Source organism: Jeotgalicoccus meleagridis (assembly GCF_903994045.1).
GTDB lineage: Bacteria > Bacillota > Bacilli > Staphylococcales > Salinicoccaceae > Jeotgalicoccus > Jeotgalicoccus meleagridis.
The window spans coordinates 317263-338743 of the sequence record NZ_CAJEWD010000008.1 but is presented as its reverse complement, the minus strand read 5'-3'; the positions used below and the strand labels follow the sequence as shown (position 1 = coordinate 338743).

Annotated in this window: 23 protein-coding genes and 1 pseudogene; 15 read left to right on the top strand and 9 right to left on the bottom strand. The window is 34.6% G+C overall.

Features of this window, described 5'->3' with window-relative positions; all coding sequences use genetic code 11:
* Positions 1 to 44: 44 nt before the first annotated feature.
* The 4 genes from JEOSCH030_RS07395 to JEOSCH030_RS07380 all read left to right on the top strand — a co-directional run bounded on the left by JEOSCH030_RS07395 (position 45) and on the right by JEOSCH030_RS07380 (position 4877).
* Entirely contained in the window at positions 45 to 1823 is a 1779-nt protein-coding gene (locus JEOSCH030_RS07395) for an ABC transporter ATP-binding protein (protein WP_185125951.1), read from the top strand.
* Positions 1820 to 3598, top strand: coding sequence for an ABC transporter ATP-binding protein (locus JEOSCH030_RS07390; RefSeq protein ID WP_185125950.1), 1779 nt, complete (start codon positions 1820 to 1822; stop codon positions 3596 to 3598). The genes JEOSCH030_RS07395 and JEOSCH030_RS07390 overlap by 4 nt, the downstream gene beginning before the upstream one ends.
* 78 nt (positions 3599 to 3676) lie before the next feature.
* Positions 3677 to 4381 carry a cytochrome c biogenesis CcdA family protein gene (locus tag JEOSCH030_RS07385; protein WP_185125949.1) on the top strand — a complete coding sequence of 235 codons (705 nt, stop codon included), beginning with the start codon at positions 3677 to 3679 and terminating at the stop codon, positions 4379 to 4381.
* Position 4382: 1 nt separating this feature from the next.
* Complete coding sequence (locus JEOSCH030_RS07380; protein ID WP_185125948.1) at positions 4383 to 4877, top strand: CcdC family protein; 495 nt, start codon at positions 4383 to 4385, stop codon at positions 4875 to 4877.
* Here JEOSCH030_RS07380 and JEOSCH030_RS07375 read toward each other — a convergent pair.
* Positions 4874 to 5371, bottom strand: a complete 498-nt coding sequence (locus tag JEOSCH030_RS07375) for a DUF2621 family protein (protein WP_185125947.1) — start codon at positions 5369 to 5371, stop codon at positions 4874 to 4876. The genes JEOSCH030_RS07380 and JEOSCH030_RS07375 overlap by 4 nt on opposite strands.
* A gap of 99 nt (positions 5372 to 5470) precedes the next feature.
* Here JEOSCH030_RS07375 and JEOSCH030_RS07370 point away from each other — a divergent pair, with 99 nt between their 5' ends.
* From JEOSCH030_RS07370 to JEOSCH030_RS07340, 7 genes are all read left to right on the top strand, one after another.
* A complete protein-coding gene (locus tag JEOSCH030_RS07370; protein ID WP_185125946.1) occupies positions 5471 to 5665 on the top strand; it encodes a DUF1659 domain-containing protein in 195 nt (64 codons plus the stop codon).
* A gap of 18 nt (positions 5666 to 5683) precedes the next feature.
* The gene (locus JEOSCH030_RS07365) at positions 5684 to 5896 is read left to right on the top strand and encodes a DUF2922 domain-containing protein (protein ID WP_185125945.1); all 213 of its coding nucleotides are present in this window, start codon (positions 5684 to 5686) and stop codon (positions 5894 to 5896) included.
* Entirely contained in the window at positions 5814 to 6017 is a 204-nt protein-coding gene (locus JEOSCH030_RS10915) for a YvrJ family protein (protein ID WP_328794808.1), read from the top strand. Before JEOSCH030_RS07365 ends, JEOSCH030_RS10915 begins: the two co-directional genes overlap by 83 nt.
* Positions 6018 to 6117: 100 nt before the next feature.
* Positions 6118 to 7233: a metallophosphoesterase family protein gene (locus tag JEOSCH030_RS07355; RefSeq protein WP_185125943.1), complete on the top strand. Its 1116-nt coding sequence runs from the start codon at positions 6118 to 6120 to the stop codon at positions 7231 to 7233.
* Positions 7220 to 10222, top strand: coding sequence for an AAA family ATPase (locus JEOSCH030_RS07350; protein ID WP_185125942.1), 3003 nt, complete (start codon positions 7220 to 7222; stop codon positions 10220 to 10222). The genes JEOSCH030_RS07355 and JEOSCH030_RS07350 overlap by 14 nt, the downstream gene beginning before the upstream one ends.
* A 95-nt stretch (positions 10223 to 10317) precedes the next feature.
* A complete protein-coding gene (locus JEOSCH030_RS07345; protein WP_185125941.1) occupies positions 10318 to 10920 on the top strand; it encodes an SCO family protein in 603 nt (200 codons plus the stop codon).
* 253 nt (positions 10921 to 11173) lie between these two features.
* Positions 11174 to 12226 (top strand): 2,3-butanediol dehydrogenase, encoded by a 1053-nt coding sequence (locus tag JEOSCH030_RS07340; protein ID WP_185125940.1) that lies wholly within the window; start codon positions 11174 to 11176, stop codon positions 12224 to 12226.
* A gap of 150 nt (positions 12227 to 12376) precedes the next feature.
* Here JEOSCH030_RS07340 and JEOSCH030_RS07335 read toward each other — a convergent pair whose 3' ends face one another.
* The 4 genes from JEOSCH030_RS07335 to JEOSCH030_RS07320 all read right to left on the bottom strand — a co-directional run bounded on the left by JEOSCH030_RS07335 (position 12377) and on the right by JEOSCH030_RS07320 (position 15406).
* Positions 12377 to 12592, bottom strand: a complete 216-nt coding sequence (locus JEOSCH030_RS07335; RefSeq protein WP_185125939.1) for a Rossmann-fold NAD(P)-binding domain-containing protein — start codon at positions 12590 to 12592, stop codon at positions 12377 to 12379.
* Between the two features lie 227 nt (positions 12593 to 12819).
* Entirely contained in the window at positions 12820 to 13383 is a 564-nt protein-coding gene (locus tag JEOSCH030_RS07330; protein ID WP_235962255.1) for a small-conductance mechanosensitive channel, read from the bottom strand.
* Between the two features lie 90 nt (positions 13384 to 13473).
* Positions 13474 to 14178 carry a DUF5058 family protein gene (locus tag JEOSCH030_RS07325; RefSeq protein WP_185125938.1) on the bottom strand — a complete coding sequence of 235 codons (705 nt, stop codon included), beginning with the start codon at positions 14176 to 14178 and terminating at the stop codon, positions 13474 to 13476.
* Between the two features lie 31 nt (positions 14179 to 14209).
* Complete coding sequence (locus JEOSCH030_RS07320) at positions 14210 to 15406, bottom strand: amidohydrolase (protein ID WP_185125937.1); 1197 nt, start codon at positions 15404 to 15406, stop codon at positions 14210 to 14212.
* Positions 15407 to 15640: 234 nt separating this feature from the next.
* Between JEOSCH030_RS07320 and JEOSCH030_RS07315 the strand changes: the two genes are divergently transcribed.
* From JEOSCH030_RS07315 to JEOSCH030_RS07300, 4 genes are all read left to right on the top strand, one after another.
* Entirely contained in the window at positions 15641 to 16354 is a 714-nt protein-coding gene (locus JEOSCH030_RS07315) for a prepilin peptidase (protein ID WP_185125936.1), read from the top strand.
* Positions 16354 to 16914: a RadC family protein gene (gene radC, locus JEOSCH030_RS07310; RefSeq protein WP_235962254.1), complete on the top strand. Its 561-nt coding sequence runs from the start codon at positions 16354 to 16356 to the stop codon at positions 16912 to 16914. Before JEOSCH030_RS07315 ends, radC begins: the two co-directional genes overlap by 1 nt.
* 1 nt (position 16915) lies before the next feature.
* Positions 16916 to 17974 (top strand): DNA topoisomerase, encoded by a 1059-nt coding sequence (locus JEOSCH030_RS07305; protein ID WP_185125935.1) that lies wholly within the window; start codon positions 16916 to 16918, stop codon positions 17972 to 17974.
* Positions 17975 to 18100: 126 nt separating this feature from the next.
* A complete protein-coding gene (locus JEOSCH030_RS07300) occupies positions 18101 to 18304 on the top strand; it encodes a hypothetical protein (RefSeq protein WP_185125934.1) in 204 nt (67 codons plus the stop codon).
* 18 nt (positions 18305 to 18322) lie between these two features.
* Here the strand turns inward: JEOSCH030_RS07300 and JEOSCH030_RS07295 are convergent.
* From JEOSCH030_RS07295 to cidR, 4 genes and pseudogenes are all read right to left on the bottom strand, one after another.
* Positions 18323 to 19033 (bottom strand): annotated as a pseudogene (locus JEOSCH030_RS07295) (thiamine pyrophosphate-binding protein); the annotation flags it as partial.
* A gap of 112 nt (positions 19034 to 19145) precedes the next feature.
* A complete protein-coding gene (locus JEOSCH030_RS07290) occupies positions 19146 to 19829 on the bottom strand; it encodes an LrgB family protein (RefSeq protein WP_008592735.1) in 684 nt (227 codons plus the stop codon).
* On the bottom strand, positions 19826 to 20212 hold the full coding sequence (locus JEOSCH030_RS07285) for a CidA/LrgA family protein (RefSeq protein ID WP_026867301.1): 387 nt from the start codon (positions 20210 to 20212) through the stop codon (positions 19826 to 19828). The genes JEOSCH030_RS07290 and JEOSCH030_RS07285 overlap by 4 nt, the downstream gene beginning before the upstream one ends.
* Before the next feature lie 154 nt (positions 20213 to 20366).
* Positions 20367 to 21251: a cidABC operon transcriptional activator CidR gene (gene cidR, locus JEOSCH030_RS07280; protein WP_010529476.1), complete on the bottom strand. Its 885-nt coding sequence runs from the start codon at positions 21249 to 21251 to the stop codon at positions 20367 to 20369.
* Positions 21252 to 21481: the final 230 nt, after the last annotated feature.

Genomic DNA, 21481 nt, shown 5'->3' with positions numbered 1-21481 from the left:
TCCGAAATATATGGTAAAATCGACCTAAGATAAGGGGAGATATTATGGCGGTTTTTAAAAAGTTGTGGTGGTTTTTCAAAAGGGAGAAAAAGAGTTATATTGTTGGAATTCTAATGTTGGTTCTTGTGGCGCTATTAGAATTAGTACCGCCGCAAATCATCGGACGTTTCATAGATAGGATTACAGCAAGTACTTTAGAGGTTTCAACATTACTTACATACGGCGGAATTTTATTAGTTGTTGCGATCCTCGCTTATGTCTTTAGATTTTTCTGGCGGGTGATGATTTTTGGAGCGGCTAACCGTTTGGGTAAGCTGCTCAGGCAACAGTTGTTTAAAAAGTACTCAGAAATGTCATCTAGTTTTTTTGGTCGTAAACGTACTGGTGACTTAATGGCGCATGCAACAAATGATATTAACGCCGTGCAGATGACCGCAGGGCAAGGGATTTTAACTATTGCGGATTCCATCATAATGGGTGGGGCAGTGCTTATAACTATGGCTCTGACTGTCAGCCCGAAATTGACGATTATTGCTATGATTCCATTACCTTTTATGGTAATTTTAACGAGCTATTATGGTCATCTACTGAGCCGTCTTTTTAAAATAGCACAGGCTGCTTTCTCTTCTCTAAACGATAAAAGTCAAGAGTCTGTAACGGGGATTAAAGTAACAAAGACTTTTGGTTATGAAAAAGAAGATCTCAAGGACTTTGAAAAACTATCTGCTGAAGTGGTAGACAAGAACTTAAAAGTGGCCAAGGTGGATGCTTTATTTGATCCGACGATTACAGCGATTATTGCATGCTCATATTTTCTATCTATATTTTTTGGAGCAAGAATGGTCTTAGCTTCTGAAATTTCTTTAGGACAACTAATTACCTTTACTACATATTTAGGCATGATGATTTGGCCACTACTCGCATTAGGTTGGTTCTTTAATTTAACAGAAAGAGGGCGAGCGTCCTACGACAGAATTGAAGACATCATGTCAATTAAGAATGACATTGATATCAACTATCAAGTTGAAGAAATTGAAACTGGAGATATTGAATTTAATATTCAATCGTTTACATTCCCAGGATCGAATGAGGTCTCTCTTAAAGATATTCATTTTGAACTTAAAAAAGGACAGACTTTGGGTATAGTCGGCTACACTGGTTCTGGAAAAACTGCTTTGATTCGACTCTTACTCCGAGAGTACGACTTGAGATCTGACAATGTGATTAAACTAAACGGAGTAGATATTAAAGATCTTAAGATAGAAAATTTAAGAGAAAAGTTTGGCTATGTGCCACAAGATAATTTCTTATTTTCAACGACGATTAGAAATAATATCGCCTTTACAGATCCGTCAATTGACATTAATAAAATTCACAAAGCAGCAGAACTCTCTTATATTCATGAAGACATTATGAATTTCAAAGATGGCTACGAGACAGTGGTCGGTGAAAGAGGGGTCTCTTTATCAGGTGGACAAAAGCAAAGAATTGCTATTGCACGTGCTTTGATACAAAAACCTGAAATTCTCATCTTGGATGATTCCTTATCTGCTGTAGATGGGGAGACGGAAGCGGCGATTTTGAACAACCTCAACCAAGAGAGAAAAGGTAAAACTAATATTATTACTGCGCATAGAATGTCAGCAGTGAGACAGGCGGATTTAATTCTTGTTATGGAAGATGGAGAGATTAAAGAACGTGGTGATCACAACTTCCTTATGAACAATAATGGTTGGTATAGTAAGACCTACAGAGCTCAGTCCTTAAAAGAAAGCTTAAGTGAAGCTTTAGATGAATCCTTGAAAGAGGGTGACGATCAATGACGACACAGACAGATATGATTAATTTAACCTTAAAAGATCAATTCAGTGTACTCATCCGTTTACTTAAATACACCCTCCCTTTTAAGTGGCTTATGACTTTAGCATTTTCCATGCTCGTAATATCCACTGCCATGGGAGTCATGACACCTTATTTAGTCATGATTTTTATCGACAATTATTTAATTAAAGCCCATTTCCCTGAAACGGATATTATGTTTTTAATCCTTGCCTTTGTTTTAGTCAACGTGGTTCAAGTCATCACGACCTACTGTCAAATATATCTCTTACAAAAATTAGCCTTTAAAGTCATTCAACAATTGAGAATCGATACCTTTGAAAAGATAGGCAAACTCGGTATGAAATATTTCGATAAAGTACCGTCAGGTAGTGTCGTCTCTCGTTTGACCAATGATACTCAAGCCATTGTAGATATGTTTACCAATGTTTTAGGCACCTTCCTTATGGCTCTCTTCATGGTCGTATCGAGTTTTGTTATGATGTTTATCTTAGATGTTAAACTTGCTTTTATCGCACTAGTCTTTATGCCAATGATTGTCGGTATTTTACTCTTATACAGAAAGTATTCTGCTCGATATTTTTCAAGTGCAAGAGCACTCTTAAGTGACATGAATGCTAAACTGTCTGAATCAATTGAAGGGATGAAGATTATCCAAGTCTTCAATCAAGAGAAAAGACTAAGGCAGGAATTTGAAAGTATCAATCAGTCACACTATCAGTACAATATGAAAAATATTAAACTCGATGGACTACTGTTAAGACCTGCCATTGATATGATCTATATCTTATCTATTATTGTTATCTTGACTTATTTTGGATTTTTAAGTTTTGAAGCATCGGTTTCAGCTGGGGTGATTTTCGCCTTTATTCAATATATGGAACGCTTCTTTGAGCCAATCAACCAAGTCAGTCAAAGCTTAAATATATTCCAGCAAGCGCTAGTGGCAGCAAGTAGAGTATTTACTTTGATGGATGATGACCGTCTAGAACCGGTTCAAAATGAAAATGAAAATCTCTCGATTGATCAAGGCGTCGTTGAATTTTCTCATGTATCGTTTTCTTATGATGGTGTTACACAAGTTTTAGACGATATTTCTTTTAAGGTTGATGCAGGAACAACAACAGCTATAGTGGGGCACACGGGGTCTGGTAAAAGTTCAATTATCAACCTACTTATGAGATTTTATGAGTTTACTAAAGGTGACATTACAATAGATCAGGCGTCTATTAAAGAACTACCTAAAAGTGAAATGAAGGAGCGGGTAGGGCTCGTCTTGCAAGATCCTTTTATCTTTTATGGTACAGTTAAATCAAATATTCAACTATATGATAGAAATATGACCTTTAATAAGGTGAAATGGGCAGCAGAATTTGTTAACGCTCATGAATTTATAGAAGCTTTACCTCATGCTTATGATGAAAAAGTATCTGAAAAAGGTGCTGATTTCTCAAGCGGTCAACGACAGCTTTTAGCATTTAGTCGAACTATGGCTAAGACTCCAAAAATATTGATTTTGGATGAAGCGACTGCAAATATTGATTCGACAACTGAAAGTGTCATCCAAGATTCACTAGCCACAATGAGAAGCGGTAGAACATCGATTATTATCGCGCACCGTTTGTCGACGATACAAGATGCCGATCAAATTTTGGTCTTAAATAAAGGGAAGATTGTTGAACGTGGTAATCATGACAGTTTAGTTAAATTAAATGGTATTTATCACAAAATGTATCAATTGCAAAACAGCGAACAATAATTTGTCATATTTAATGGTTTAAAGCCGTTCATACCCCCATCTAGATTTGATATACTAAGTCTGAATGGGGGTATTTTAATGGGTACAGATGTGACATTTTTACTTGCCTTCGGTGCAGGTGTCTTAAGTTTTGTTTCCCCATGTGTTCTCCCGGTCTTTCCGGCCTTTGTGTCGTATATTACCGGCATGAGCTATAATGAAGTCGAGAAACAACAATTTAATGTCAGAGCAATACTACATACTTTATTCTTCTTAATCGGCTTTAGCCTGATTTATATTGCCCTTGGATTTGGAACGTCCTTCTTAGGCGGTTTTTTAATAGAATACGGTAACTTGATTCGCCAAATTGGTGCAATTTTAATCATCGTCTTTGGTCTAGTCATTACAGGCGTTTTAAAATTTGATTTCTTGATGAAAAACCATAAGGTTGAATTTAAAAATAGACCAGCAGGCTTTCTTGGCTCCATACTAATTGGTATGGCTTTTGCTGCGGGATGGACACCATGTAATGGCCCAATCATCGGTGCAATATTTGCTATGAGTGCATCAGAACCTTCAAATGCTTTAATGTTGATGGTGGTTTATTGTATCGGCTTTGGAATTCCATTCTTTGTTTTAAGTTTCTTTGTTTCTAAAACTAGATGGATGTTAAAATACTCAAATATTTTCATGAAGGTTGGCGGCGTCATCATGATTTTAATGGGTATCTTACTTTACTTTGATGGTTTAACTCAAATCATTATTTGGTTGCAGCCATTCTTTGGAGACTTCCAAGGATTCTAGTATGTTTGACTTTTTAAAATCTATAGAAGATCAGCTATTTATAATTGCCTCAATCGGGGCAATTATAATGGGCTTAGTCGTCATTTTTATCCGCCAAAAAGCTAGTAAAACACCAGTAACTTTTAAGAAAATCATTATTCCACCTGTAGCTATGTCTACCGGTGCACTCATGTATGTCTTTCCTTATTTTCGCTTGTCTTTAACACATGTGACTGAAGCAGTGATTATTGGTTTTGTCTTTTCCTTTGTCTTAATCTTAACGACGAAATATGAGGTTAAAAATCATGACTTATACGTCAGACAGACAAAGGCATTTCCGATCATCTTGATGACACTCTTAGTGTTAAGAATAGTCTTAAAGTATGTGATGTCTTTAGATACGACACCTGGTGAAGTCGGTGGCATGTTCTTCTTATTAGCATTTGTTATGATTTTAATGTGGAGAATATCGATGTTCTTCAAACTAAATAAATTTAAAAAACAGCAGAGCGTCTAAGACGTTCTGCTGTTTACTTTTTCGGTCTGTTCAAAGATAGAGAATTTTTGTTTCTCATCATCTGCAAATTCAAATAGATCGAGGTAAGGTGTATAGTCTATATCAAGTTGTTTTAATTTCTTTTTCATGAATTTGTGATCTTTCTTTGGTGTGGCGATGATATAACCTTTCATAATCTGATCAAGTTCTATCGTTTTAACGCCTTCGTCTAAAGCAATTTTAGATATCCTTCCAGCAATTCTTTCCTTAGCGACATCCCGAAATAGCTCCGGTACTGGGCTGACTAATTCATTAAGTAAGGCTTTTGCATCTTTATTCCATAAAGGAAGTGCCTGTTCAATATAATAATCTTGCCAGTCAAGCTCAGAATAACCATCTTCTTTAGGCATACGTCTAAGAAACTTTCTAAACATAAAGAAGCCACCGATTATCATTAAACCAAGCATGATAAAGGTCCAGCCAGCAATTAAAATCATAAAAATATCGAATGCCATTATTTTCACCTCTCGCTTACTATATATTATACATACTTTCAAATATTTTTGTCCATTTAATAATTTGTGACGATATATAAGGTGAGAGGGGGTGAAGACATGATTAAATCAGTCAGCATTAAAATGTTTTACTTTGTTGATCAAGAAGGTAAGGAAGTCACAAAAACTAGGTCTTTACACAATTTAAGTTCATCAGTATCTGACCAAAGCATCAATACTTTAGCTTCAGTGTTTGAAAATCTCACAGCAGAATCTTATTACAACTTACAAAAAGTGGTCACACACATTATTTAATAAAAAGGAGGAAATAAAATGAACAAAAAATTAGTTTTAGTATTTAACACTAATGAAGACAAGCGATTTACTTTAACGATCAATAATCCAAAAGAAAATCTGACTACAGCAGAAGTTGAAAGTGAAGCAGCAAGAATTATAGCTGAAGATGTTTTACGTCCAAGTCAGGGCATCCCGGTTTCCCTGTATTCAGCTAAAGTCGTCGATACAAACACAACTGTTCTTATATAAGATGGATTGGTTACCATTTGTGAGCGAAGTTGGACTACCGGCGGTAATTACAATTTTTTTGCTCCATAGAATGGAAAGCAAATTAGATGATTTGATTATTACAATCCAACAGCTCAAATAAAGTCTATCAGCCTGTTACTCTATTCATGAGTAACAGGCTGATATTTTTATTATCGAAAAGTCTTATTAATATGTATAATGACCATAAGAGGTGAACAAGATTGAGAATTTTACATACAGGAGACTGGCATATTGGTCGCAAAATGAATGGTCTTGATTTACTTGAGGATCAGGAATATATATTAGAACAACTCTTTACATACATCGATAAAGAGGATATTGATCTTGTCGTTGTAGCAGGCGATATATTTGATCGGGCTAATCCGTCACAGGCTGCCTTAAAACTCGCTAACGATGCACTCGTTAAAATTAATATTGAGCTAGGGAAAAAACTAATCATCATCAGTGGCAACCACGATAGTCGTGAACGTATTAATTATGGTAGTGAATGGTTTAAATCAACAGACTTCTATATTAATACCGATCTCGATAAAGTTCATGAACCGGTGTCGATTGACGACGTTGATTTTTATCTGATTCCACATATTGATGTCTTAGAGGCTAGAGTATATTTTGAAGATGAGAGTATAGAGAGTCATGAGGATGCCTATCAAAAAATAGTTGAGAAAATTTCTAAAGTCATGAATAAAGACAGAACTAACATTGCTGTTGGCCATCTATATTTAAGTGGCAGTATTGAAAGTGACTCTGAAAGACCGTTGTCGATGGGTTTGTCTGAAGCAGTATCTGTGGATACTTTTAAGGATTTTGACTATACCTTATTAGGTCATTTACACCATCCTTTTGCTGTTAATCATGACAAGGCTTTTTACAGTGGTTCCCTCTTGAAATACTCATTTTCGGAAGTTAAGCAGCCTAAGGGCTTTAGACTGATTGATACAAGTGATAAAAAAGTGACTTTTGTTCCTTTAACCCCTAAGCATGATTTAGTTTATCATCAAGGCACCTTTGAAGATTTGGTCAATCGGGAGGTCACTTTTGAGGATAAAGATGCTTATTATAAATTTGAATTATCAAATATGGCGGGTATTAGTGAACCGATGAGTAAGGTGAGATTACTCTATCCAAATACTTTAGAATTGAAACCTTTAATAGAAGAACAAAACAATGACCTTAAACAAATCGACATATCGAAGGTAAATGATAGAGAGATATTTGAAGCATTTATAAATCAAACTCTAGACCGTGAGGTTACTGAATTTGAGTTTGAAACGTTTAAGAATTACTTTGTAGGTGAAGATAATGAAACTGATTAAGTTAACGATGAAGTATTTTGGTCCCTTTGAACATGAAGTTATCGATTTTAGAACACTCAATAATAAGTTGTTTTTAATCAGTGGTAAAACAGGTTCTGGGAAAACGATGATTTTTGATGGAATTGTTACAGCCCTCTATGGTAGTCCATCAACAAAGGGACGTGATGAGGAATCTCTACGTAGTCAATTCGCCCCAGTAGACTCACCATCTGAAGTCCAATTAATTTTTGAAGTGAAAAATAAGCAGTATATTGTTAAACGTGTCTTGAAATATAAAAAGCCTGGTAATAAGTCAGAAACACCAGCAAAAGCTGTTCTACATGGACCAGACGGAAATATTATCGCTGGTAAATTAACTGATGTTAGACAAGCAGTTGAAGATATTATTAAGCTCACAAGAGAACAGTTTAGAAAAATTCTCATTCTACCACAAGGTGAATTTAAGGAGCTCTTAGTGTCATCTTCTCAAGAAAAACAAGATATATTAAGAACCTTGTTTCAAACAGAACGCTTTTTAAATTTTGAAATGAAACTAAGAGAAGAGTTAAAGGCTAAGGGACAAGAAACAGACAAGCTGGATACTAAAATTCATGAGAGTATTAAACAACTACATACTGAAGATGTAGAAATAACAAGACAAGAAGAATTTGCTAGTCACCAGGATATTGTTATTTATCTTGATAAAATAAGTGATCAATATAAGAAAAAATTACTTAACTTAGAAGTCGATGGCAAAAAGAAAAGTGAAGAATATAATCAACTTTCGGATGCACTTATAAAAAAACAAGACCATAATGAACAAGTTAAAGAGTTAGAGCGTTACAAGGCACAGGAACAAGATATTAATACTAAAAAGAGTCAGATGGAAGAATACAGAACTTTAATTGATGATTATGACAAAGTCAGTGAGATTAAATATGAATTACAAAGAAGAATCGAACTTGTCAAATCAATCGATGAGCATAAAAATAACATAAGAAGTTCTAAGAAAAGCATCAAGAGTTACCAAGACGACTTAGCAGGTCTAAAAAAATCACTTGATAGCTACTATCAAGATGAAGCTCAAATGAAAGATAGAGAGAAGATCTTTTATCAAAATGAGAGATTTCTAGGTGAAGATTATCAATCGCTAAATGATGAAATTAAACAAGTGACTGATAAAATTAATGAACTTAATGACAAATCAGCTCTGCTTAAAGATGATATTGAGAGTAAGAAAAATGACTATGAAAAAATTGAGATTGATCAAGAAGCGCTCTTTGACATCAAGTCTAAGATTCAAAATAAAGATCATGAGCTCACAGCTTTAAAAAGAGATTTAGATGAGAGTAAGAAAATAGAAACTTACACTGAAGAAAAAGAAGAGCTGAAATCTCAACTTGGTAAAAATTATGGTTATCTATCGGAACTAAGAGAAGAGTTAAGTCAATTTTCTAAGGAATTTAATAGCTATGACGATGATACTTTCGCAACGATTAATCATCTGATTGCCCATTTAGAAGTTGGTATTGCTTGTCCGGTTTGTAAGCAAACTGTGTTAGATCTACCTGAAGGTGGTCTTTTATCAGAAGAAGATAAGGTTACTTTTAATCAACTACAAGATGACATTAAAAAGACAGAAGAAACAAATCAAAAACTTGTCAATCGTATGGATGTCATGGAAGAACTGCTTAGAGATAATACGCTTCAGCCATCAGCTGTAATCAAGGATCAGGTAGCTTCAAATGAAGAAAAATTAGCTAAGCTAAATGAAGAATATCAAAAAGAAGAGAGTCGTTTACAGGCGAAAAATAAGTTGCAAGAGGAAATTACGTCAAACGAAAACGCATATTCAGACCTCTTAAGAGATGAAGATAAATTAAAAAATGAATTGAAGATTCTTAAAGAAAAACACAAGGACTTTACAACAAAGACCAACTTCGATAATTATCAAGAGCTCAGTGACTTTATGGACAAAGAAAGAGCAAGTATCATGGAGTTTAATGAAGCATTTACTAAGTATAAAGATGAGTATAGTCAGAAAAACAGTGACTTAAAAGTTGAAGAAACAAAACAAAGCGCACTGGTCGATAATAAAGTGGCTCTTGAAAAAGAAGATAAAACCATATCTCAGACTATTAAAGCCTTTAAAAATGCTCAGGATATTAAAGATGATTCGGTACTTTATCGTTTAATCAATGACAAGACAATATCTGATAAGAAAAAAGAACTAAAAGCATTTGATGAAGAATATGCTAGCGTGACTAGACAAATTCAACTTTTAGAAGACAAGGTTGAAAGCTTAGAGATTTTTGATCTTACAAAAGATCAAGAACACTTAGAGACAAGTAAAGTGGCACTCGATCAATTAAGGGAGTTTTATGGCAGTATTAAAACGCGCCAGGAAACTAACGATAAGATCAAAGATTATTTAACTACCTTGATTGATGATTATGGGCGCAGTCATAAATACTATTTAGATTTAAAAGAATTAGTGGATGCTGTACAAGGTAAGCTTGGCTACAAAGTATCATTAGAGCGTTACGTTTTAATCTATTATTTAGAAAGAATATTAGACTTGGCAAATTACCGCCTCTTAAGTATGACGAATCACCGCTACAAATTAATTCGTTCTACTAAAAAATCAAATCGTTATAGTGGCTTAGATATTGAAGTGTTTGATTACTACAATAACCAGTCAAGAAATATCAATTCCTTATCTGGTGGAGAAACCTTCCAAGCATCTCTTGTGCTTGCACTAGCGTTAAATGAATCGCTGCAAGAAGAAGCGGGTGGTATTCAGCTAGATACTATGTTAATCGATGAAGGTTTCGGTACTTTAGATCAAGAAACTCTGGAAGTTGCAATATCTACCTTGATTGATTTACAGACGACTGGTAAAACAGTGGGTATTATATCGCACGTAGAGGAACTCAAACTAAGAATGGAGAACATTTTAACCGTAATTCCTGAAAACGGTCGTAGCCGTACTAAGATTCACTCTCTCTAGACAAGGAAAATTCATAATTATTGTGAATTTTATCTTTATCTTAAATAATTGTTTGATAAACTTAAGTTAGATATGAATCCTAGGAGGGAGCTTCATTGAAAAGATGGCTCGTCATTATTCTTCCAGTACTTTTAATATTATCAGCATGTAGTTCGAATGCTGTTGAGCCGATGAGTCGCTACGGTAATGAAGTCAATGATTTTGAAGTGACTAACCAAAATGGTGATACTTTTACCAAAGAGGATATGGAAGGTAAAGTATGGTTGATGGACTTTATCTTTACCAACTGTGCGACAGTGTGTCCACCGATGACACAAAATATGACTGCAGTGACACAAGCTTTAGAAGAAAAGGGTATTGAAGACTACGGCGTATTAAGTTTTTCAGTAGATCCTGAAACCGATTCTCCTGAAGTGCTTACAGAATATGCTGAGTGGTATGATATTCCTGAAAACACAGAATGGCAGTTTGTAACTGGTTATGATTATGATTTTATTAGAGGATTTGCAGAGGATAACTTTAAAACTATCGTTGCACCGCCACCAGAAGGCAGTAATCAAGTGACTCATGGTACTTCATTTTACTTAATTGACCAGGAAGGTACAATCTTAAAAGATTATGCTGGTATAGATTCAGGTGACACTGAATTCCCATTAGAAGAAATGGTATCAGATGTTGAAAAATTAGTAGCTGAATAAGTTAAACAGTTTTTATCCATAAATCTAAATTCTTAGATTTATGGATTTTTTTGTATAAATTTTGAGCATTCAGGGTATGGAGTACTATTGACAAGTAAAGGGGGGAATTGTGCTTAAATCGCTCTATAATTTAAATGCTTACAGACGTTTTGAATTCACGAAATAGTCAAAAGACTCGAAGGTTAATTAGTGAAATAAATCACAAAGTAGTGTATACTATAAGTAAGGACAAAACTAATAGGAGGATTTTTACATGAGAGCTGCACAATTTTTTAAAGCAAAAGATATTCAAGTTAATGATATTGAATTAGGTCAAGTAAAAGAAGGGCAAGTGAAAGTAAAAGTAGCCTGGGCAGGTATTTGTGGAAGTGACTTACACGAATACAATGCTGGACCTATTTTTATTCCACAAGATGAAGCATCCCCTTTAACAGGACGTAAAGCACCTTTAACTATGGGACATGAATTTGCTGGTGTCATCGAAGAAGTAGGTAAAGGTGTAGAAGATGTTAAAGTCGGTCAGAAAGTGACAATTAATCCGCTGATCACTGGGAAAAATCACCTAGATCCTTTAGTGGATATGTATAAAGACTTCACCTTTGTTGGTTTAGGCGGCGATGGTGGTTTTGCGGATTACGTCATTGTCGACAAAGAGAACGTGGTTAAATTACAAGATGATACATCACTTGAACTAGCAGCACTTGTTGAACCAACAGCAGTGGCTTTACAAGCAATTAGAGAATCTGAAATGAAGTTTAGTGACTCAGTTGCAGTATTTGGTGCAGGGCCAATCGGATTATTAACCGTTATTGCAGCACGTGCTGCAGGTGCTAAAGATATCTTTGTCTTTGACTTATCTGATAGTAGACTAGAAAAAGCAAAAGAAGTTGGTGCAACGTATGCAGTGAACTCAGGCAAGGAAGATCCTGTAGAGTTCGTTAGAAACATTTATCCTGACGGTGTAGACAGAACATTTGAGGTTGCTGGTGTATCTGTTACTGTAAACCAATCAATTGCGGTTACACGTGCTAGAGGAATGGTGACAATTGTTTCTATTTTTGAAGGACCAATTGACTTTAACCCAATGCTACTTACAGCAAGTGGTGTAAGAATTTCTTCTTCACTTGCTTATGAGCCAGATATTTTTGAAGCAACAGTGAAAATGATTGAAAGTGGTCAAATTGATCCATATCCAGTCATTACTGACCACATCGAACTAGAAGAAATTGTTGAAAAAGGATTCGAAGCACTCCTAAATGATAAGAGTCAGTCTAAGATCTTAGTCAAACTAAGTGGAGAAAAATAGTTGATATAAATAGCGCACCTACTTTAAAAAGTAGGTGTTTTTTTTCTTCTTAACTTGGTCTTTCATCAGGATTATTAGAGATGGTGTTGAATGGTAAAAAGAAGCTGGAAATCTCAATTTCAAGATTTCCAGCTTCTTTTAAACTTTTCCTTATATTAAATTGTCATATTGCCCAGTCTCTAATACTTGATAGAAGTTATCGTAGCTTGTTTCAATCATATTGGATAAGGCTTCATCTGTATTTGAGCCAACATGAGGTGTAACTAAGACTCTTGGGAACAAGTCAAGTAATGCTTCAACGCTTTGATCTGGTAAGGGATTTCTTTTAGTAAATTTCTTAAAGAAGACATCTTGTTCATTTGGCATAACGTCAGTCGCAAAGCCATAGAGTCCATTGTTTATTCATTTGTAATTATATACTCATGTATATTTCTTGTGAATACATATATGTGAAAAAAACGCACAAACTTTTTGTGCAGATATGACAAAAAATAAAAAGAAGGAATTTAAAGGATAAATAAAAGAGTCAAATCAGAACTTCATCAATAGATGAAAGAAATGAAATGACTCTTTTAGTTTATGAAGATTTTAACTTATTTTTTTCTTAGTTTATCTACTAAGAGAATGATGCTTACTAGAATGATGATACATAAAACGTTCTTTGTAAATAAAGGAATCGGTGCGGCATTAATTAAGATTCCAATCACTAGTGCAAGGACACCATACATTGGAAATTTACCTGCAAATTGTGCAAGTACTGCACCGAATATTGCTGGAAGAACGAAAGGAAACACTTCTTGAACACTTTCAGGAATCACAGTGAGTAACCACAGTCCTGCTAAGATAACAGGAATTAAAATAATTTTATTAACGAGTGATGCAGCACTAATCCCAAGTGTTCCAATAATTTCACCTTCATCAGTTCCTGCTTTAACGCCAACGGCTTCTTGACATGATGCAACTGCAGGTAAGCACATATTAGAAATGTTACCGGTGAAAAAGGCAACGTAAGTTCCTGACACACCAAGAACTGGGAAGTACATAATCGGTTCTAAGAACCAGACAATCGCGACAACTGCGGCATAGGCTAAGAAACTATTAATAATTAAGCCAATGCCAGGGTGATAACCCATAGCAAAAGAAATGTATAAAGGCATAGCGAAGGATATTAAAATTGCTATTCCTAAAGTGATACGGCCCCATCTATGAGAGGCTGCTCTAAATGTATTGATAAAAAGCCCTCCCTCTTATATAAAGAAATAGACCGCTATGAGACTGATCAGGATAGAGAAACCTAAAGACCATTCTTTTAGCCAGTTTATTCCTTTTTTATTTGCGATGTAGTTAAAGGTTAAGGAAGAAATTACTGCGACAATTGCTGTAAAGATATAAGGTGCACCTTTAATCATTTCAGCACCTGTTAATGATCCAAAGACAGCAATCATTGCACCGCTTGCAATTACGCCAATTAAATATTCACCTTTAGGTCTTGATGTGAGCTTAGTTTGGATTTTACTTAAATAAGGTGTTGCAAAAAAGGTAAAGACCATCCAACCTGCACCACCTATACATAAGGTCCAGACAACTAGGTTAAAAATTTCTGGTGTGAACCCCTCACCAGCCAAAGTCACTCCAGCAGATTCTGCAGATAGTTGTGCACCCATACTCTCAATTGGGGCAGATCCAATAACACCAATTCTCATCATCGTTAAAGGATTACCGATTAAAGAAATTAAAGATACCGCAACGATGATAATACCGATTGACGGACCGATTGCAGTAATACTACCAGTTTTTATTGCTCTTTTAATATCTGTTTCTGAAATCCCCACGTCTCTGGCAGCTTTCTTAGATAGCTGTAAGAACTTTATCGCTTGGAAAATTACAAGTACAATAATTGCACTTGCAAATATCCAAACGACAGGGGAGTTAGCAAACTCCATCCCTGTCATATTAAAAACCCCTTTGTCTCTATATTAGTTTTTATGATTCAAGTCTACTTAAAACGACATCTCCTAAAGTTTTAGCAGAAATTAATAGAGAGCCCTCATGGACTTTAAACTTAGGATGGTGGTTTGGATAGACATCTTTTAAGTCAACACCTTCTGGTTTAGCACCAACATGAATAAATGTACCTGGTGTTTTGACTGTGTAATAAGCGAAGTCCTCTGAACCACTGGATGGTTTAGGATAAACAATCTTGTCAAAATAAGAGCCAGCACTCTTACTTAGAATATCGTCTACATATGATGTTTCTTCTGGGTGATTGTATGCAACTGGATAGTCGTAGACATAGTCTAAGTCACAAGTAACATCAAATGAACTTTCAATTCCTTTGACAATTTTTTGCATCGCTTCATGAGCAGGTACTTTGTTTTCTTCTTGTAAGTAACGGACAGTTCCTCTTAAAGTCACCTTATCTTGGATGACATTGTAACCACCTGGTGCATCAAAGGCAGTCACTGACACGACTACAGAATCCATCGGATCCATACGGCGTGACACAATAGTTTGTGCTTCAGCTACAAAATATGCACCTGCAACTAGTGCATCATGTGTTGTTTGTGGCATCGCACCGTGTCCACCATAACCTTGAATTGTTAAATCAAAGTTTGAACGACCTGCCATAGAGTTACCAGAAATTAGGCCAATTTCTCCAACATCTAGCATTGGGAAAATATGAATACCATATACTTCATCTAAATCATCTAAAATTCCTGATTCAACAATACTTTTCGCACCACCTGGTGGCACTTCCTCAGCATGCTGATGAATTAGTTTAATCGTGCCTGTCCACTCATCTTTTAACTCAATTAAAGCTTCCCCTAAGTAGAGTAGATAGGCTGTATGTACGTCATGACCACATGCATGCATTACCCCATCATTTTGAGATTTAAATTCGACATCTGCCTCTTCCTGGATAGGTAGAGCATCAAAATCTGCACGTAGTCCAATAACTTTACCTGGAGCCTTACCTTTAATTTCAACAATAATACCGTAACCGTTTCCAACATTAGTCGTAACTTTTACATCTTGGTCACGATAAAAATCCTCGATAAACTTAGCTGTGTTTTCTTCTTTGAATGATAGCTCAGGATTTTGGTGAAGATGACGACGTGTTTTAATCATACTTTCTTCCTTAGCTTCTAGTTTTTCGAACAATTTTTCTTTTAATCCCATTTCAAACTTCCTCCTTTATTTATCTAAAACAAGTCTAGCATTGCATGAATGTTCTGACAAATATTTTTAAATGACGAAAATTAAAATTTAGTAGTGTAGATTTGTCGATTTTAGATGAAAAGTAGGCAAAAAGCTCAATAGTGTTGGGATTTTCATGCAAATTTAGAATTATTGCATTTTTACAACAATTTATTTTAAAGCTATATTGTAGTCATTAAGAAAGGGAGGTAGGTCATGATTATCATCACTGTGATGGGTGGAATTTTAGCGTCATTTTTATATGCTCTCACACAAAATAATACGATTGATTTTTTTAAGCGACGCTCGAAATGTGATCACTGTCAAATTGAATTAAATGTATTAGATTTAATTCCGGTCTTTGGTTTCCTTAAAAATAGGGGGACTTGTCGGGGATGTCACAGTAAGATTTCAAGCAACTACATCATCTGTGAACTCTTGGTAATGTCCTTGTTTTTAGTACCTGTCTTTTTGCCAATTGCCTATGATGATTTAGTGCTCTATTACTTATTTGTTGCTATATTTATTCCACTTGCGATCTACGACTTTGAAACCATGTTGATTCCACTTCATATGGTTTTAATCTTGCTTTTAGCCGGCTTATTTTTAAGTCGTTTTGAAAATGTGGAAATAGTTGCTGACACAGTGACTATACTGATCCTTCATATTCTATATATGCTCTTTAAAGACAAGATTGGCTACGGAGATATTCAACTATTCTCTGTTTTGTCTTTACTTACTCCGCTTGATTTTTTCATCTTTACTTTCTTATTTACTTATATCGTTGGTGGATTAACCGTGATTATTTTAGATTTCTTCACCACACAGAGAATTACGAAGGTGCCTCTAGTACCATTCATTGCTTCTAGTTTGATTATGACTTTTTATCTATATATAGATTTTAACGATATATACTTTGGAGGCTTCTAATGTCGAGTGAATTAATGATTAGAGAAATGGCAGATTTTGATAAGCCAAGGGAAAGATTACTTTACTATGGTGCGGATAAACTCACAAATCAAGAATTACTAGCGATTCTAATTGCTACAGGTAATAAAAATGAATCAAGTATCTCCCTTGCTGCTAAAGTATTAAAAGAACTTCCATCAATTAGAGAATTGAGAGATATAACTTATGAAGAACTGACAACTATAAAAGGAATAGGTAAAGTCAAAGCGATTACTATACTAGCTTTTATAGAACTTGCAGTAAGGATGCATAGTCATTCAAGAGAAGAAACACATTATATTCGGTCTCCAGAAGATGTCTCAAATATCTTGATGGAAAAAATAAGATATTACAATCAAGAACATTTTATTGTCTTATATTTAACAACTAAAAATATGGTGATTGAAGAAAAAACGCTCTTTATTGGATCTTTGAATTCAAGTCTTGTACACCCGAGAGAAATATTTAGAGAAGCAGTTAAAAGGAAGCTGCTTTTATATGTGTGCATAATCACAGGCGAAAGCATATGCAGAAGCATTTAAAGTGAAGAATAAAGATAGAACGTATATTGAATTAGGTAGCGATGATATATTTCCGAATGGAGCATATATTACATGGGGAATTGGACACTTAGTTGAACTCAAGTTGCCCCAAGATACCACATCGGAAGTGAATACATGGAACTTATCGAATTTACCGTATATACCAAAACAATATGAGTACAAAGTCAGTGACGGTAAGTCCGCTCAGTTTAATTCAATCAAACGTTTATGTAAAGATGCTGAGTACATTATTAACGGGTGTGATGTTGATAGAGAAGGTTCAAATATTTTTTATCTAATCTTAGATCATGCAGGCATAAAGAATATAACGATTAAGCGATTATGGATTAACTCTTTAGAAGCTGATGAAGTCAGAAAAGGATTTAAAAATCTTCAAAGTAATGAAAAAGATATATTAATGTATGAAGAAGCACGAGCGAGAATGGTATCAGATTATTTGATTGGTATGAATTTAAGTCCATTGTACACAATCAAAATGAGAAATCTCGGATTAGATAATATGGTGTTTGGGATTGGTCGAGTACAAACCCCAACATTATATATGATCTATCAGCGACAACAGGAAATCGACAATTTTAAGAGCGAACCATACTATGAAGTGCATGGAAAATTTAAAAAAGATGAAGAAAGCTACACCGGTAAAATGAAATTCAAAGAAACAGACCGTAACAAAGCAGAAGCCATTGTCAATGATATGAGTGATGCGACAGTCGGTATTGTTAGTGGAGTGGAAAAAACATTAAAGAAACAACAGTCACCGAAACTACACTCCCTCAGTACATTACAAACGACTGCGAATAAACGCTGGAAGTATAGCCCGAAACAAACACTAAAAATAATGCAGACATTATACGAGAAAAAACTTGTATCGTATCCAAGAACAGATACGCAACATATCACAGATCAAGAGTTTAATTATCTGAAAGAACGACTGGATGATTATCGAAGCATCTATAATTTAGACATGGAAATTGTCTATCATGAACCGAGAAAACGTTTTGTCGATGGATCACGTGTTCAAGAATTATCTATAGTATAATATAGTTATGTAGTTAAAGTATCTTAAGAAAGTAGATACTTATTTTTATGACTTAGAATAATAAATATCAATATAAGACTTCTAAAGTCTTTATAGTTTTTAAAGATAGAGGGGGTGAGGGGTGGCATGGCTAAAGTTATTAAGGTGAAAAATGAGGAAGAAAACGTAATTTATCTTTTAACCTCTAATGAAGGCATTCCTTTTTTATATGTAAACAAGTATTTAAAGTTTTTAGATACTATAAATAGATCACCAAATACTATAAAATCCTATGCTTATAGATTTGACCTGGTACCTCCTAAGTCTACAGATTTTTTATTTCATCTGTAAACTTAGGAGGTACCAGGTCAAGGTAATAATCGATGGGATTTTTGCTTTTTCAATAAATATGCGTAATTCTTTTTTTGCATGTTTGGTACCTAAACCAATTAACATAACAGGTTTTTTACTATTTTCAATCAGTTTTGCTGCATCTTGAATAGACTCAACTGATGGTTTCTTTGGTGCAGGTGGCTCCTTATCTATTTTTTTATCTGTATGGTCGTCAATTTTTTGAGTTAATAAATCATTTGGTAATACAAGCACAGCTACACCCTTTTTGGCATATGCAGTACGAATTGCTTCATTTACTGTTTCAAAGATAGTTTCCGGTTCCTTAATCTGTTTATTATAGACAGCAACATCTTTGAACAATTCCGTAAGATTTGTTTCTTGAAATGCTTTTGTACCGAGAACATCACTGTCAGATTGACCAGCTAATATTAATTGAGTGATGTTGTCCAGTTTTGCATCATACATTCCATTTATTAAGTGGATAGCTCCAGGGCCCCCGATACTTAATGCCACACCGATTTTACCAGTCAGTTTTGTGAAACTGGAGGCGGCCAGACTTGCTACTTCTTCATGTCTAACATGATAAAAATCAATTTCATCTTCTACAACTTTTAATCCATCAACGACCGCATCAATGGAATCTCCTGGAATTCCGTATACATGATCAATATCCCATGCTTTCAAGGCTGAGATTAATGCGTGATTTGCTTTGATTTTTTTAGGCATACATACATTTACTCCTTTATTTTTCTTGATTTAGTGTGCCAATTTGCGTATTCAATTATGCATCAAGGGATTAACGTGCACTACCGTTATTTAAAATTACTTCAACAAGGAATTAATAGAATAATGTGATGATAAAAGGCAAAAATATTGAGCTTAAAACGGCAGTGAGTATCATACCAATTGAACTAAAAGCACCAGACTCTAAATCCAGTTCAAGTGCTTTTGCGGTACCAAAGGCGTGGGATGCATTACCATAAGTTAATCCTTTGGCAATTGAGCTTTGGAAGTTACCTATCTTTATTAAAGAAGAACCTAATATGCTCCCTATTAATCCGGTTGCTATAATAAAGATAATGCTAAGTGTTTCTAATCCTCCCATTTGGTGGGATACTTGAATTCCAACTGCTGTCGTAATGGAACGCGGCAGCAATGTAACAATCATTTGTTTTGAAAATCCAAATAAATTCATAACGAAATAGATAATGATAAAATTAAGTAAAATACCAAATACCACACTGGTCATTATGACTTTAAGATTACGCATTATCATATGTCGATATTTATATAATGGGTAAGCTAGACATACAACGGTACAGTCTAAAAATTTGGAAATCCATTGGCCGCCAATCATATAATCTTTATAATCAAGGCCGCATATAATTAAAATGAAGATGATTGCCAGTGATGCAATCAGTGCCGGGTTCAGTATGGAATAGTTGAATTTGTTCTGGATATAGCGTGCAATGACATACATACATATTGTTAAAATAACCATCATAAAGCCCGTTAAAATCATGGTGAATCATGCTTTTCGTTAGGTGTCCATTTTTGCACCATTTTTTCGGCCAAATAACCAGATGCTAACGCAACAATACATGTACCTAATATGATTAAAGCGATAAATATTAAGTAATTAAGGTTGATTTGTTCAATGATGTTCATACCTCCAACTATAGAGGGAATGAAAAAGAGAGCCATTGTACCTAATAATATATTAGCCCCTTCTTGAACCCATCTTTCAGGTATCACTTTGAATTGAAGTAATAAAAAGAAAGTCGCTAACCCTACAATACTTCCGGCAATTGGTATGTGTAACACACTTTGTATCTTATTACCTAACGCGGTGATTAAAAATATTATGGAAATCTGTGACAGAATTCTAAAAAACTTAAATAACATTCGGCTTCATTCCTTATTGTCTTTTGCTTCTAAAAAATCCTTAATTCTTCCTCCCTCGTTTTGTTTACATACTCATTATAAGACGGAACATGTTATTACAAAAATAGTGGTTTGTCATAATAGATATTACGTTTATCTATGTAAGCGATATCTTCTATTTTGAATCCAGCTGTTTTTGCATAAAGTGAAGCCATTCTTTAGTGACAAAATTCATGTATTTATTGTTTTTCCATATCACACCAAGTTGCCATACAATAGATGGCGACTCGATACTAACGCTTCGAACATCGTCACTTAGCATTTCAATAATACTTTTAGGAAGGATACCAATACCAATTTGTGCAATAATCATTTGTTCAATAGAATTCCACTGAGAAATTTTCGAAACAATATGAGGTATAAAGCCCGCGCGTTTACAAGAGTCAGTTATTATGTCGTTCAGATAAAAATTTTCGTTAAATAATATAAAGCCTTCATTTTCTAGTTGTATTAAAGACACTTTTTCTTTATCTGCTAAAGGGTGATTTTTATTTACAACAAGTTTTAATTCTTCTTCGTAAAATGGAAAGGATTGAAAAAGACGATCATCAACAGGTAAAGCAGTAATTCCAACATCGAGTTCATCAATTTGAATACTTTGTTCTATTGTTTTTCCACCATTTTCGATAAGCTCATAAGTGATATTGGGATAGCAATTATGAAAATCGGCTAAAATTTTTATGAGTTTCTTAACATTCATAATTGGAGAAAGACCAATTTTGAGATGTCCAGTTTTAACCCCAAGTAAATTATCCATCACAACTGGTAAGTCTTTGTATAAATTTACAATTTCATTACATTGTTCAAAAAAGATTTTACCTGCATCTGTTAGTTTTAAACTTTTTTTGCTTCGATCAAATAAAATTAATTGCAATTCATCCTCTAAGTTTTTAATCGTTTTACTGATAGTAGGTTGGGCGATAAATAGTTTTTCCGATGCTTTAGTCATACTTCCTTGTTTTACAACTTCAACAAAATAGACCATGTGTTGTATATCCATATTATTCCTCCTGTGTTTCAGATGCTTAATGAAGATATTATCATAAAGTAAACAGGTTATGAATGGCATGGTAAATCCCTATAATTTAGGTCATCTAAATTAGTGGCGCTAGGAGACTTCCAATTTTACACTCTGGTGATACGATAGTGATTTAGCGATTAGTGAAGCCTTGGGTTACAATTAGAGTATTCAACCGATGTTATTGGGGAAGTCCTTGATGAATAAGCGTA